The 14,057-nt window shown below is 72.5% G+C and carries 11 protein-coding genes; 5 read left to right on the top strand and 6 right to left on the bottom strand.

Annotated features, from left to right (window positions below):
• Positions 1 to 62: 62 nt before the first annotated feature.
• A complete protein-coding gene (gene ggt, locus WME73_RS45625) occupies positions 63 to 1,952 on the top strand; it encodes a gamma-glutamyltransferase (protein WP_437913647.1) in 1,890 nt (629 codons plus the stop codon).
• A gap of 126 nt (positions 1,953 to 2,078) precedes the next feature.
• Here the strand turns inward: ggt and WME73_RS45630 are convergent, their stop codons facing one another.
• On the bottom strand, positions 2,079 to 2,822 hold the full coding sequence (locus tag WME73_RS45630; RefSeq protein WP_437742553.1) for a universal stress protein: 744 nt from the start codon (positions 2,820 to 2,822) through the stop codon (positions 2,079 to 2,081).
• Positions 2,823 to 2,999: 177 nt separating this feature from the next.
• On the opposite strand from WME73_RS45630, the gene purB reads away from it, so the two are divergent.
• Both purB and WME73_RS45640 read left to right on the top strand, forming a co-directional pair.
• Positions 3,000 to 4,298 carry an adenylosuccinate lyase gene (purB, locus tag WME73_RS45635; protein ID WP_437913648.1) on the top strand — a complete coding sequence of 433 codons (1,299 nt, stop codon included), beginning with the start codon at positions 3,000 to 3,002 and terminating at the stop codon, positions 4,296 to 4,298.
• Between the two features lie 47 nt (positions 4,299 to 4,345).
• The gene (locus tag WME73_RS45640) at positions 4,346 to 6,142 is read left to right on the top strand and encodes a DUF885 domain-containing protein (protein ID WP_437913649.1); all 1,797 of its coding nucleotides are present in this window, start codon (positions 4,346 to 4,348) and stop codon (positions 6,140 to 6,142) included.
• 168 nt (positions 6,143 to 6,310) lie between these two features.
• Here WME73_RS45640 and WME73_RS45645 read toward each other — a convergent pair whose 3' ends face one another.
• The 4 genes from WME73_RS45645 to WME73_RS45660 all read right to left on the bottom strand — a co-directional run bounded on the left by WME73_RS45645 (position 6,311) and on the right by WME73_RS45660 (position 10,426).
• On the bottom strand, positions 6,311 to 7,189 hold the full coding sequence (locus WME73_RS45645; protein WP_437917503.1) for a 5'-3' exonuclease: 879 nt from the start codon (positions 7,187 to 7,189) through the stop codon (positions 6,311 to 6,313).
• A gap of 21 nt (positions 7,190 to 7,210) precedes the next feature.
• Complete coding sequence (locus WME73_RS45650) at positions 7,211 to 8,791, bottom strand: lactate racemase domain-containing protein (protein WP_437913650.1); 1,581 nt, start codon at positions 8,789 to 8,791, stop codon at positions 7,211 to 7,213.
• Positions 8,792 to 8,866: 75 nt separating this feature from the next.
• Positions 8,867 to 9,529, bottom strand: a complete 663-nt coding sequence (locus tag WME73_RS45655; protein WP_437742556.1) for an HAD family hydrolase — start codon at positions 9,527 to 9,529, stop codon at positions 8,867 to 8,869.
• A gap of 129 nt (positions 9,530 to 9,658) precedes the next feature.
• Entirely contained in the window at positions 9,659 to 10,426 is a 768-nt protein-coding gene (locus WME73_RS45660) for a phosphoadenylyl-sulfate reductase (RefSeq protein WP_437913651.1), read from the bottom strand.
• Positions 10,427 to 10,504: 78 nt separating this feature from the next.
• Here WME73_RS45660 and WME73_RS45665 point away from each other — a divergent pair, with 78 nt between their 5' ends.
• Positions 10,505 to 11,491 (top strand): ArsA family ATPase, encoded by a 987-nt coding sequence (locus WME73_RS45665; protein ID WP_437742558.1) that lies wholly within the window; start codon positions 10,505 to 10,507, stop codon positions 11,489 to 11,491.
• 9 nt (positions 11,492 to 11,500) lie between these two features.
• The gene (locus WME73_RS45670; protein ID WP_437913652.1) at positions 11,501 to 12,709 is read left to right on the top strand and encodes a hypothetical protein; all 1,209 of its coding nucleotides are present in this window, start codon (positions 11,501 to 11,503) and stop codon (positions 12,707 to 12,709) included.
• A 168-nt stretch (positions 12,710 to 12,877) separates the two neighbouring features.
• Here the strand turns inward: WME73_RS45670 and WME73_RS45675 are convergent, their stop codons facing one another.
• The gene (locus WME73_RS45675; protein ID WP_437742560.1) at positions 12,878 to 13,903 is read right to left on the bottom strand and encodes an NADP-dependent oxidoreductase; all 1,026 of its coding nucleotides are present in this window, start codon (positions 13,901 to 13,903) and stop codon (positions 12,878 to 12,880) included.
• Between the last annotated feature and the right edge of the window lie 154 nt (positions 13,904 to 14,057).

Genomic DNA, 14,057 nt, shown 5'->3' on the forward strand with positions numbered 1-14,057 from the left:
GGCCGCCCCGCGCGGCCCGGCCCGGCTCTCCGCGGCACCGTAGTAGATTCGCGCGCACCCTGATGACCTTGCTCCGTCGTTCGAAGCCGCGCTGGGCGCTCGCCCTCGCGCTGCTCGCAGGCTGCGAGGCCCGCACGCTGCCCGCGCCGCACCCGGCGGCGCCCGCGACCTCGGGCGCGCCGGCCATCGCCAGCGCGGGCGCCGCGGCGTCGGCCGCGAGCGCCGCGGCGGCGCCCACGGCCGACGCCGCGGCGCCGGAGCCGATGCCGCCGGTGCCGCCGATCGCGCTCGCCTCGGGCGGCCCGCGGGCGGTGCGCGGCGACGCCGGGCTCGTGACCTCGGTCGAGGAGCACGCGACGCGCACGGGCGCGGACGTGCTGCGGCGCGGCGGCAACGCGGTCGACGCCGCGGTCGCCGTGGCGTTCGCGCTGGCGGTGACCCACCCGAGCGCGGGCAACATCGGCGGCGGCGGCTTCATGCTGGTCCGCCTCGCGAACGGCGAGACGCAGGCGATCGACTTCCGCGAGGCCGCGCCCGCGTCGGTGACCACCGAGTCGAACATGGCGATGGTGCGCGCCGGCGCGTACGGTTATGCGTCCGCCGGCGTCCCGGGCTCGGTCGCCGGCCTCGCCCTGGCCCACGAGCGGTTCGGCACCCGCCCGTTCGCCGAGCTCCTGGCCCCGGCGATCTCCCTCGCGCGCAAGGGGCACCGCCTCGGCGCGCGGCAGGCGCTGACGCTGCGCTGGGCGTGGCCGCGGCTGAAGGCCGATCGGGCCGCGAGCGCCATCTGGGGGCGGGGCAAGGCGCCGGTCGCCCAGGGCGAGCTGGTGCGGCAGCTCGATCTCGCCCGCACCCTCGAGACGCTCGCCGCGGAGGGGCCGCGCGCGTTCTACGAGGGCGCCATCGCCCGGCAGATCGCCGGCGCGATGCGCGAGCGCGGCGGCCACATCAGCGAGAGCGACCTGCGCGCCTACCAGGCGAAGTGGCGCGCGCCCCTCCGGTTCTCGTACCGCGGCTTCACCGTGGACACGATGCCGCCCCCCTCGATGGGCGGCGTCGCGCTCGCGGAGATGATGCTCACGCTCGAGCGGCTCAAGGCGCACGAGGCGCCCGCCGACTCGGGAATGTCGCTGCACCTGTTCGTCGAGGCGGCGAAGCGGGCGTACGCCGATCGGCGCAAGGTGAGCGCCGACCCCGATTTCGTCGCGCCCGAGACGGCGCAGCTGCTCGCGCAGCTCCTCGACGGGGCCTACCTGATGCGCCGCAGGCCGCCCGTCGACCCGGAGCGGGCCACGCCGGCGGGCGACATCGCGGCGCCCCTGGGCGCCGTCGCGCAGGAGTCCCCGCAGACGACGCACTTCTCGGTGATCGACGCGCAGGGCAACGCGGTCTCGTGCACGACCACCCTGTCGGCGAGCTTCGGCGCGAGGATCGTGATCCCCGGCACGGGCATCCTGCTCGCCAACGCGATGGGCGCCTTCTCCGAGACGGGGATCAACGCGGTGGCGCCGGGCAAACGCATGGCGAGCTCGATGACGCCCACCCTCGTGAGCCGCGACGACAAGGTCGCGCTCGTCCTCGGATCTCCCGGGGGCGACACGATCCCGAACACCGTCGCGCAGGTCCTCCGCAACCTGGTCGATCACGGGATGACCATCGACGAGGCGGTCCGCCACGCGCGCATCCACCACCAGTGGATGCCGGATCGCGTGCGCGTCGAGCGGCTGACGCCTCCGCCGCAGGCCGCCCTCGACGACCTCGCGCGGCGAGGGCACGTCCTCGTGATGGACCCGATGCCGATCGGCGACGCGAACAACCTCCTCGTCGACGCGGCCGGCGTCGCGTGGGGCTACGCGGACACGCGCGAAGGGGGCAAGGCCGAGGGCGTCAGCGCGCCGGACAAGCTCGACCCGGCGGCGCAGGTCGACGCTCAGCCGTCGAGCGCGCGGTAGCCCGCGGCGCAGGCGACACCGAGCGCGCGGTAGCCCGAGCGCGGGCATCGAGCGCGCGGTAGCCCGCGCCCGAGCGACACCGAGCGCGCAGATCGAGCGCTCGGTGGTCCGCCGCGCGCCTCCGCGTCAGCGCAGCCTGGGGTCGTAGTTGGCCGCGTCGGCGTCGTCGTCCTCCTTGGGGCGCACGACGACGACCGGGCACGGCGCGTTCCGCGCGATCCGATCGGCCGTCGAGCCGCCGAAGAGCCGCTGCAGGGGCGACTGCGGGTGCGTGGCCACGACGATGAGATCGGCGCTGAGCTCTCGGGCGAGCGAGACGATGGCCCGGTCCGGCCGGCCCGTGCGGAAGTGCATCGCCATCAGCCGGGCCTGGCCGTCCGCGAACCGGTGCTGGAGCACGCGGAGCGACGGCGGCGACGACGCGCCCGGCGTCGTCACGTCGCGCACTGCAGGGGCGACCTGCCGCGGGCCGATGACCACCGCGTGGATCTCCGTCTCGCCGCGGAGCGCCGCCAGATCGAAGGCGAAGCGCCACGCCCGCCCGCCCGGCTCGGACAGGTCCATCGCGACCACCACGATGTACGGCTTCACCCGGCGACCCCCGCGCACGCTCGCGCGGGTCTCGCTCGTGGGCGCCGGCTCGTTCACGACAGCCGGCGCGCTGGCAGCGGCGGCCGCGCCGCCAGCGCGCCCCGCCGGCTCGCGGCGCCCAGGCTCGGCCCGCGGGGGAAGCGGCGTCTGGCTGACGGCGTTCGGCTCGCTCGCCCCTGCGGGCAGCGTCTCTGGCGGCGCGTCGCCCGCCGCGTGGGGCGTGCGGGCGAACGACCTGCCCTGATCGGCGCGCGCAGGCGCCGGTGCTTCGGTTGGCATCGCGCCAACGTTTGCCGCGCGCCGCGCGTCCGCAAGCGCCCCGCCCGACGGTACGGGTCGCGCGCGGCGCGGCGCGGCGCGCGCAGGCGAGCAGCGCGAGCCGGCCCCCGCGCGCCCGGACCTCCCTGGACCACTCCATCCTTGACGCACCCTCCAGACCTTCGCAGCGTCCCGCCCATGATCCCCCGCTACACTCCTGCTGAATTCGAAGAGCTCTGGTCGCCCGCCACCCGATTCTCGACCTGGCTCGAGGTGGAGCTCGCCGCTTGCGAGGCGATGGAGGCCGAAGGGCTCGTGCCCGCCGGCATCGCGAAGGGGATCCGCGCGAAGCAGCTCTCGCTCGATCCCGCGCGGATCGAGGCGATCGAGCGCACGGTCAAGCACGACGTCATCGCCTTCCTGACGCACGTCGAGGAGCTCGCGGGCGAGGGCGCGCGGTGGCTGCACCGGGGGATGACCTCGAGCGACGTGCTCGACACGAGCCTCGCGGTGCTGCTCGTCCGCGCGACGGACCTGCTCTCGGCGCGGCTCGACAAGCTCTGCAGCGCGCTCGCGCGGCGCGCGGACGAGCACCGGCGCACCCCGATGATCGGCAGGAGCCACGGCATCGCCGCCGAGCCGATCACGTTCGGCCTGGCGCTCGCTGGCCACCTCGCGGAGATGAAGCGCGGCAGGGCGCGCCTGCTCGCGGCGCGCCAGGCGATCGCGGTCGGGAAGATCGCTGGCGCGGTCGGGACGTACGCGCACCTGTCGCCGCGCATCGAGGAGCGCGCGCTCGCCGTCCTGGGCCTGCGCCCCGAGACGGTCTCGACGCAGGTCGTCGCGCGCGACCGCCACGCCGAGCTCTTCACCGCGCTCTCGCTCATCGCGGCGGGCATCGAGCGGCTCGCGACCAACGTGCGGCACTGGCAGCGCACCGAGGTCCGCGAGGCGGAGGAGCGCTTCACCGTGGGCCAGAAGGGCTCGAGCGCGATGCCCCACAAGCGCAACCCCATCCTCAGCGAGAACCTGTGCGGCCTCGCGCGCATCGTGCGCGCGGCCGTGATCCCGGCGCTCGAGAACGTGCCGCTGTGGCACGAGCGCGACATCTCGCACTCGTCGGTCGAGCGGATGATCGCGCCCGACGCGACCTCGACGCTCGGGTTCATGCTCGACCGCGCCGCCGGGCTCGTGGAGGGGCTGGTCGTCTACCCCGAGAAGCTGCGCCAGAACCTCGACAGCACGGGCGAGCTCTTCTTCAGCGAGGCGGTGCTCCTGGCGCTCGTCCAGAAGGGCAGGCCGCGGCAGGCGGCCTACGAGCTGGTGCAGCGCTGCGCGATGCGCGCGATCGCGGGCGAGGGGCGCTTCCGCGACAACCTCGACGCCGACGCCGACGTCGCGGCGCTGCTCGCCCCGGACGAAATCGCGCGCTGCTTCGACCTCGACCACGCGCTCTCGCACGTGGACACGATCATCGATCGCGCGCTCCGCGACTGACCTGCGGCGTTGACCTGCGCGGGCCGGTTTGACAGGCTCGCCCCGTCATGGCCGCACCCACACCTGTCCGCTCGCGCTGGCGCCGGCTCGCGGCGCTCGCGCCGCTCGCGGCGCTCGCCGCCTGCAGCGGGAGCGCCTCGGCGCCGCCTCCTTCTCTCGGCGCGGCGCCCCCTCAGGCCGCGGCGCCCCCTCAGGCTGTGGCGAGCGCCGAGCCCGCGCGGCCAGCGGAGGCGCCGCGCGAGCCGTTCACCGCGCTGCGCGATCGGATCCTGCGCGAGTGGGTCGCGGACGAGCCGGCCTTCGCGCGCTCGCGCGGGCTGCACGAGCAGGACGGCAAGGTCTCCGACTACGCCGCCGCGGCGATAGAGCGGCGGCTCGCGCGCCTCGAGCGCGACCGCGCGGCGCTCGCCGCCGTCGACGCCGCGGCGCTCTCCCCGGACGAGGCGCTCGACCGCGCGCTGCTCCTCCAGCAGATCGACCTCAAGATCTTCACCGGGAGGGACGTCGAGGAGTGGCGCCGGCGGCCGCAGTTCTACGGCGATCTGTTCGGCGTGAACCACTACCTCGATCGCGCGTACGCGCCGCTGCCCGAGCGCGCGCGGCGCCTCCTCGAGCACGAGAAGGCGGCGCTGGCCCAGGCGCCGCGCGTCCTCGAGAACCTCGTGAGCCCGATGCCGAAGCCGGTGATCGAGGTCGCCGTGAAGATCTTCCGGGGCTACGCCGAGTACCTGCGCGGCGACGTCGTCAAGCTGCTCAAGGGCGTGGGCGACCCCGCGTTCCAGGCCGATTTCGAGAAGACGAACGCCGCGCTCGCCGACGCGGCGGAGAAGCTCGCCGAGCACCTCGCGAAGGTCGAGCTGCCGAAGGGCGACGCGAGCCATGTGCTCGGGGAGGCGCGGTACCGGAAGCTCCTCCTCGCGCAGGAGGGGCTCTCGATGCCGCTCGCCGAGTTCAAGAAGATGGGCGAGGACGACCTCGCGGCGAACAAGGCGGCGTACCAGGAGCTCGCCAGGAAGGTGAAGACCTCCCGGCCGAAGGCGGAGCAGCTCCTCGCCGAGGCGACGCGGATGATGGAATCGGCGCGCAAGTTCCTCGTCGACAAGGAGATCGTGAGCCTCCCGTCCGACGAGCGGGCGATCGTGAAGGAGACGCCGCCCTACATGCGCTGGAACGCCGCCTTCCTCGACGCGCCGGGGCCGTTCGAGCGGAAGGGGCTCGAGGCGTTCTACTACATCACGAAGCCGGACCCCTCGTGGCCCCGGAAGGAGCAGGAGGAGTACGTGATGCCGCGGGGCACGCTGCTCTCGACGACCGTGCACGAGGTCTACCCGGGGCACTTCGTCCAGGGCCTGTGGGGGAACCGGGCGCCGACGGAGACGCAGAAGATGTTCGGGAGCTACTCGTTCGTGGAGGGCTGGGCCCACTACGTCGAGCAGATGATGATCGAGCAGGGGTTCGGCAAGGAGGACCCGCAGAGTCGCCTCGGCCAGCTCGCGGACGCGCTGTTGCGCAACTGCCGGGTGGTCGTGTCGCTCGGGGTGCATGCGGAGGGCATGAGCCTCGACGAGGCCGAGCGCCGCTTCGTCGACGACTGCTTCCAGGACCGCGCGACGGCGCGGGAGCAGGCGGTGCGCGCGACGTTCGACCCCGGCTACTTCGCCTACACGCTCGGCAAGCTCCAGATCCTGAAGCTCCGCGAGGAGGCGAAGGCGGCCCTGGGCCCGGCGTTCTCGCTGCGCCGCTTCCACGACGCGCTCCTCTCCCACGGCTCGCCGCCGCTGCCGCTCGTCCGCGAGCGCGTGCTCGCCGAGCTCAGGGCGCCGATGAGGAAGCAGCCTTTATAAAGGCCCCGCTCTACAGCGGTTTCCGCCCGCCTCTGCACCAGAGCAGAGCGGCGGTCTCCCGCACAGGATACGGGCCCACCTCGGCGTTTTCGGCGCGCAAGCGCACTCCGGTGCGCTGAGCACCGAAAACGTCGAGGTGGGCCCGTATCCGAAGCGGGTGACCGTCGCTCAAGGTGCCCAGCGCGTCGGCCGCGCCTTCAGCGTGCGCACGTCCATCGCGTCGCACCACACCTCGAAGCGGTCGCGCGGCACGCCGCGGAAGCGCAGGTCGTCGAGGCCCTCCGCGAGCGGCACGTCGGTCCGGAGCGTCGCCAGCGTCCGGTAGAGCAGCGCGTCCTCCCGCTGCTCGACAAGCGCGCGCGCGATCCGGTCCGCGCCGCGCATCGCCACCGACCACGCGGCCGGGTCGTCCGGGATCTGCTCGATGTGGCCGTAAGCGCCGAGCAGCGCGGCCGCCGTCCGCTCGCCGATGCCTGCCAGGCCAGGGATGCCGTCGGCGTCGTCCCCCGTGAGCGCGAGGAAGTCCGGGATGCTCGCCGGCGCCACGCCCCGCGCGGCGCGCATCGCCGCCTCGTCGACGACCTTCTCCTTCCGGCGGTCGACCTGCACGACCCGATCGCCGGCAAGGCACTGCCCGAAGTCCTTGTCCGGGCTGAGGATGCGCACCTGCTCCACCGCGCCCCGGAACCGCGCCGCCGCCGTCGCGAGCGCGTCGTCCGCCTCGAACGCGTCCATCGACCAGACGACGACCCCGAGCGCGCGCACCGCCTCCTCGACCGGATCGAACTGCTGGCGCAGCGCGGGATCCATCCCGTCGTCGCTCTTGTACCCGGCGAACAGGTCGTTCCTGAACGAGCGGATCGGGTTGTCGAACGCGACGGCGAGGTGCGTGACCTCCTCGTCTGCGTGGTGCAGGAGCGCGAGGAGCGAGGCGACGACGCCCACCGTCGCCTTCGCGTCCCAGCCGCCGGGCGCGCGGTGCTCGGGCCGCTTGGAGTAGTGGGCGCGGAAGAGCTCGTAGGTGCCGTCGATGAGGTGCAGCCGCAGGGTGGCTCCTCCGCGGGCGCGCTAGGCCGTCACGTCGGCCATGAAGATCGGCGGGGTGTGCAGGGCCAGGATCTCCGGCGCGGGCGGGGCCGACTGCTTCGCCATCCGCAGCGCCTCATCCATCGTGCGCGCCGTCTCCCAGCCGAGCAGCTGCGGGACGTACTCGTTGTCGGCGCCGACCACGATCATCCGGCCGATGTGCTGCCGCCCCGCCTCGCCCCAGTACCACATGAAGAACGGGTGGGTCGGGTGGTACGCGTGCCCGAAGCGGTACATCTCGATGTACGCGGGGTTCTCGGAGAACTTCTTCTCGTACCGCTTGTGCAGCTCCATCGCGTCCCGCGTCTCCGGCAGGAGCCGGTGCACGAACTCGATGTACGGGGCGTGGTGCTCGTTGTCGAACAGGTCGGTGCAGGGGTGGAGGATGATCATCGTCCCCCCCTTCTTGAGCATCGGCGCGCCGCGGTAGAGGTTGAACAGGTAGCCGTTCGCCATCACCTGCACGAGCAGCGGGTTCAGGAACGAGTTCACGTTGTACGGGCTGATGTACGGGATGCCCGTGATCAGGATGTCGGCTTGGCCCGTGACCGGGACGAGGTACTGGTCGAAGCTGCGCTTCAGCGTGTGCTCGTGGACGGCCTCGGTCTCGCCGGCGAACACCCCGGTCACCCCGAACGGCGAGGGGACGCGCTGGAAGATCGCCTGGCGCGCGGGCTGCGGCACCTTGGAGAGCGTGAAGCGGAGGGCGCGCAGCGCGCTCTTCTCGCCCGCGCTCAGGTCGTCCTCGTTCTTCGCGAGGAACTCGAGCGGGCGATCGAACATGCGGTTGTTGATCGTCGTCTCGATCGTGAAGACGTTGAGCTTCTTGTTGGCCAGCCGGCCCATGCGCTCGACGCTCGTGTGCAGCGCGGAGCTCTTCGGATCCATGTACGAGTAGCAGTCGCGCATCACCCGCGGGTTGTGGTGCGCGCGCAGGCTCCGGTACCCGCACAGGCCGACGGCGACCGACTTGTGCCCGCCGTCCATCGGCACGAGGTTGAGGTTCACGTAGATCACGAGGTCGCTGTCGACCGCGCGCTTGTTGAGCTCGACCTCCTCGCCGACGTCGGTCGTGCCGACGTACTTCATGTTGGCGGCGTTCTCGGCGTCGTGGTTGTAGAGCCTCTTCGGCCAGTAGGCGTTGAAGATCCGGTCGCCGACGATGTGGCGGACCTCCCAGTCCTTCATCCGCCGGTGGACGCTCGTGGCGATGATGATCTCCACGTCGTCGACGCCGTAGTCGGCGAGCAGATCGAGCACGATCGTGAGCACCCGCTCGCGGATGTCGGGGCGCTTCATCTGCGGCAGCGGCAGCGAGATGTCGTCCACCGCGATCGTGACCTTCATCCCCGGGCGGAGCTTCGCGTAGAGCGGCTCCGAGTTGTACGGGTGGTTGATCGCGTAGCGGATCGCGGCGTCGACGTCCTTCAGCGGCTCGATGGGCGGCTTTGCGTAGAGCACCCGGGTGCCGGTGGGCAGGTCGACCTCGACCAGCTGGTCGCCTGAGAAGAGCACCCGGGGGGCGCTGCGGCTGTCTAGCGTGACGACGCAAGGATGGCTCATGGGACCTTCAGAGCAGGGGGTGCGACGTGTTGGGCTGGGTGGTGGCCTCCCGCCGCCGGCGGGAGGAGGCAGGGGTCATGCGGCGAGGTGGAGGATCGGCCAGTGGTACGCCTGCGCCAGCATCTTGAGCTTGCGGTCCGGGTTCACCGCCGCCGGGTAGCCGACGACCGAGAGCATCGGGACGTCCGAGTAGCTGTCCGAGTAGGCGAAGCACTCGTCGAGGTCGTGCCCGTGCGCGTGGGCGTGCTCGCGGATGAGCCGCGCCTTCTCGGGCCCGGCCACCACTGGGCGCAGGAGCTTGCCCGTCGCGAACCGATCCTTCACCTCGAGGCGGTTCGCGATGATGCCCGTCGCGCCGAGGTGATCGGCGAGCAGCTGCATCAGGAAATCCAGCGCGCCGGAGATGAGGACGACGTCGTGCCCCTTGTCGAGGCTGCACTTCACGAGGTCCCGCGCCTTCGCGTAGATCGCCGGCTTGAGCACCTTCGCGAACGCCTCCTCCGCGAGCGCCACGAGGCGATCCTCGGAGACGCCCTCGAACGAGCTGAAGAGCAGCTCGTTGAAGAGGCGCCGATCCTGGAGCTCCGCCATCGCCATCCAGGGCGCCTTCACGATCGCGCGGCCGAGCTTCGCCAGGCTGTGCATCGGCGTCGGCTGGTTCAGCATGTAGAACACCGTCGGGTGCACGAGGTTGGTCGTGACCAGGGTGCCGTCTACGTCGAAGTAGCTCGCCGGCATGCGGGGCAAATCTCCCTGCATGCCGTTTGAGTCAAGATCGAGCTGCCGCGAACCGGTATTCGCAGGCGATCGTCACGCCGCGTCGAGGTGCCACGCCGCGTCGATGGGCTCGTGCAGGTCGTCGGGCCGTCACGCGGCGAACAGGCGCTCGTACCGGTCGTCGAGGTCGACGCCGCCGTCGGTGTCTCCCCGGTCCACCGGGTTGATCCCGCAGTACTCGACGCTCGCCAGGTGGCGCCAGCGCCCGGCGCGCTCGGGCTCGTCGGGCAGCACCGGCGTCGTGCATGGGAAGCAGCCGATGGTGCGGAAGCCCATCCTGTGCAGCGGGTTCTCGAGCGCGTCCTCGTGCGCGGCGAAGTACGCGTCGAGCTCCTCGCCGGTCAGCGACGCGAAGGGGTGGACGCGGAGCGTGTTGTTCGCGGGGTCGAGGCCGAACGGCGCGACCTTGGCGCGGGCGCCGCCCTCGCCCCGCCGCAGCGCCGCGACGAGCGCGTCGTAGCGGCCCCGGATGGCGCTCAGCGGGGCCGATTTGCGGAGGTCGCAGCAGCGCTCCTGGCCCTCCTTCGAGAGGTAGAGCAGCCCTTCCTCGCGCGTCTGCTGCGCGAAGCTGCGCTCGGGCGAGAGCGTGACGACGCGCAGGTTCGGGTGGGTCCGCGCGAGCGCGTCGCGCGTGGCGAGCGTCTCGGCGTGGAGCACGCCGGTGTCGACGAAGACCACGTCGAAGGAGAGCCCGGCGCGGTCGGCCATGTGGCAGAGCGCGGTCCCGGCGCGCTGCATGCTGCTCATGATGGCCGCGCGCGGGCCGAAGGACTCGCGGACGAAGCGGAGGAGCTCGACGGGGGACGCGCCCTGGAAGCGTCGGTTCAGCGGCTCGAGGTGTCGCTCGGTGATGCGCATGAGCGATGCATAGCAGAGCCCGTTTCCTTGATCCGGGTTGCCTTCGCCTGAGCTTGCGCGTAACTCCGCTGGCGAGGAATGACCAGCGTCTATCAAGCCTCAAAAGCGGGCGGGCTCGGCCAGGACCTGCCGGAGCTCGAGCGCCGGCGCTTCCTGTTCGTGACCGGCAAGGGAGGGGTCGGGAAGACGACGATCTCGGGCGCCCTCGCCCTCGCCTTCGCCGCCCGCGGCAAGCGCGTCCTCGTCGCGATGTGCCACACGAAGGAGCGGCTCTCCGCCATCCTCGGCTCGAAGCCGATCGGCCCGGAGGTCATCCAGGTCGCCGAGCGCGTGTCGGCGGTGAACATCGCGCCGGACAGGGCCCTCCGGGAGTACGGCGAGATGGTCCTGAAGATGCGCGCCGCGGCCGATCTCGTCTTCGACAACAAGTACACGCGCACCTTCTTCCGCGCGGTGCCCGGGCTGTTCGAGTGGGCGATGCTCGGCAAGGCGTGGTTCCACACGACGGAGCTGCTCCCGGACGGCTCGAACCGCTTCGACGTGGTCCTGCTCGACGCGCCCGCGACGGGGCACGGGGTGGACATGCTGCGGGTGCCGAAGGTGATCCTCGACGTGGCGCCGCCGGGCATCCTGCGCCGGGACGCCGAGGCGGCGTGGGCGATGTTCAGGGATCCCGCGCGGAGCGGGGTCGTCGTCGTGACGCTCCCGGAGGAGATGCCGGCGACCGAGACCGTCGAGCTCGTGGCGGAGGTCCGGGGCGACCTTGGCCTGCCCGTCCACCGGGTGATCATCAACGGCGTGCTGCCGGCGCTGTTCTCGCCCGAGGAGCAGCGGGCGCTCCTGGTCGACCCGGCGCGCCTCGACATCCAGGCGCCGGCGCGCGCCGCGGACACCGTCGAGAGCGCCTTCGTGGCCGGCGCGCGGCGGGCGATGCGCGAGTCGGTGCAGCGCGAGAGCCTGGCCCGCCTGCGCCGCGATCTCGACCTGCCCACCGTGATGCTGCCGTTCCTCTTCGACGAGGCCTCGACGGCCGCCGGCACGCGGATGCTGGCCGAGCGGCTCTGACGGAGGCCGATGCCGGCGCCCCTGCTGCGAGCGAGCCCGCTGCTCCGCGACGGACGCGCGCTGCTCGACGCCGATCGCCTCGTCCACGCGGGGGTCGCCGACCGGCGCGCGAGCTTCGAGCTCGCCTTCGCCGCGATGCCGCCCCACACGGGTTTTCTCGTGGTCGCGGGGGTCGAGGCGGCGCTCGAGGCGCTCGCGGGGGACGGAGCCCGCTTCGACGCGGCGGCGGTCTCGGCGGCGCGCGCGGCGTGCGGCCTGAGCGACGCGCTCGAGGAGCGGCTCGCCGGCGCGCCGCTCTCGGTCGACATCGACGCGATGCCCGACGGGACGATCGCCTTCCCGGGGACGCCCGTCGCCTCGGTCGAGGGGCCGTTCGTCGAGGCGCTGCTCGTGGGCGCGCTGCTCGCTCCGGCGCTCCGCCGCGGCACGGCCGCGGCGACGCGGGCAGCGCGGCTCCACATCGCGGCGGGCGGCGGCGACATCGTCGACGGGTCGTCGGCGAGCGTGCCGTTCGCCGACGAGGCGCTCGCGCTCGCCCGCGCGGCGCACGTGGGCGGCGCCGTGGCGACGACGAGCGCGCTCGCGGCCACGGCGCTCGGCATCCCGTTCCGCTGCGAGGCGGGGATCGACCTCGGCGAGCTCGCGCCGCCGCCGTCCCCGCTCGAGGGCCGCTGGCCCTGGTACGCCGATCCGATGGTCGACCTCGGGGGCGATGACGAGGAGGCGCTGCTCCTCGAGGCGAGGCGCGTGGGCACGAGCGCGGGCGGCTGGGTCGCGTCGGGGCTCGGGGAGGCCGTCGAGGGGCTGCCGGCGGCGCGCTGCGAGCTCGTGGCGCTCGAGGAGGCGGGCGCGTGGGCGCTCCGGCAGGGCACGAGCGATCGCGGGGACGTGATCGCGGGGCGGAAGATGGTGGCGCGCTACTACGACGAGGCGGGGCGCGCGGCCTTCGACGTGATCCACCTCGCGCACGAGCGGATGCTTGCGCCGCGCGCGCTCGGGGTCGCGAGGCTCGCCCCGCTCGCGCGCGCGGCGATGCGCGGCGGGCGCGCGCTCGAGTCGCCGGAGCCGGCGAGCGCCGGGCGCGAGCGCTCCCTGGCGGCGCGCCAGCTGCTGCCGGACGCGGTCGCGCTCCTGCGCGCGCCGGCGAGGTACCCGGTGCAGCTCTCGCCGGCGCTGATCGCGCTGCGGGAGCCGGATCCGCCGGGGGGGCTGCGGTAGTTTCCTGGTGAGCTCGAGGTCTCGATGAGCTGACCGGCCCCGGGGAGGGAGCTCGTCGGGGTCCGCGGCCTGGCCCTCTGCTTCATCGACTACGCTGCCGAGCTCCCGTACTTCAGAGAGGAGGTCCTGCCCCGCCTTGTCGATATGGGCGTCCGCCGGCCTGGCTGATCACTCGGAGACCTTGATCAGCAGCTTTCCGATCTTGTTCGGCTGGAAGAGCATCGCGAGCGCATCCGGGGCGTTCTCGAGGCCTTCCACCACGCGCTCGCGCCAGGTGATCTTGCCCTCCTTGATCCAGCCGTGGATCTTCTCGAAGGCCTCGGGGAAGCGCGCTTGATGATCGAGGATGACGAAGCCTTGCAACCGGAGCCGCTGCATCAGTATCAGCGGAAAGCGCACAGGGCCAGGGCGGGGCTGCTTGTCGTTGTACGTCGAGATGAGGCCGCAGATCGTGACCCTTCCGAAGAGGTTCATCTTGTCGAGCACGGTGTCCAGGATGTCGCCGCCTGCGTTCTCGAAATCGATGTCGACACCGTCTGGACAGGCGCGGTCGAGCGCCGCCGCGACATCCTCGGTGCGGTAATTGATGCAGGCGTCGAAGCCGAGCTCCTCGGTCACATAGCGGCACCCGGCGTCGCTGCCGGCGATGCCCACCACGCGACAGCCCGCGATCTTGCCCATCTGGCCGACCAGGGAGCCCACGGAGCCGGCGGCGGCGGACACGACGATGGTCTCGCCGGGCCTCGGCTGCGCGATATCGAAGAGGCCGACATAAGCGGTGAAGCCGCCGGCCACGTGAAGTGGGCAGAGGAAGGCGCCGAGCGGGACGTCCAGCGCGGGCAAGCGCGTGAGGGCGAGGTCGCCGGGAGCCGCGACGTTGTAGTCCTGCCAGCCGAGGAGGCCGGAGACGAGGTCTCCTGCGCCATAGTCGGGGTGACGGGAGCGCTCGACGACGCCGACGCCGAGCGCGCGCATCACCTCGCCCTGGTTCACGGGCGGCATGTATTGCTTCATGTCGCTCATCCAGAGCCGGTTCGTCGGATCGACGGACAGGTAGCGCGTGCGGACGAGGACTTCGCCGTCGCCAGGCTCCCGGACCGGCGCCTCGCGGAGCTCGAAATGGCTGCGGTCCGGCGGGCCCTCGGGGCGCGCCTTCAGGATGTAGTGGCGGTTGGAGAGGGACGAGGTGCTCATGAGGCGAAGCTAGACGCCCGGGGGCCGCACCGGAAGGTGCAACCCGACCCGGCGGAAGAGGTGTAGGCCGAGGACGTGTGGGGGCCGGTGGCGAGTTGAACTCGCATACCAGCGGTTCAATCGATGCAATCCAGAGCGGATACCGGGCGCGTCA

Source organism: Sorangium sp. So ce302 (assembly GCF_051530145.1).
GTDB lineage: Bacteria > Myxococcota_A > Polyangia > Polyangiales > Polyangiaceae > Sorangium > Sorangium cellulosum_B.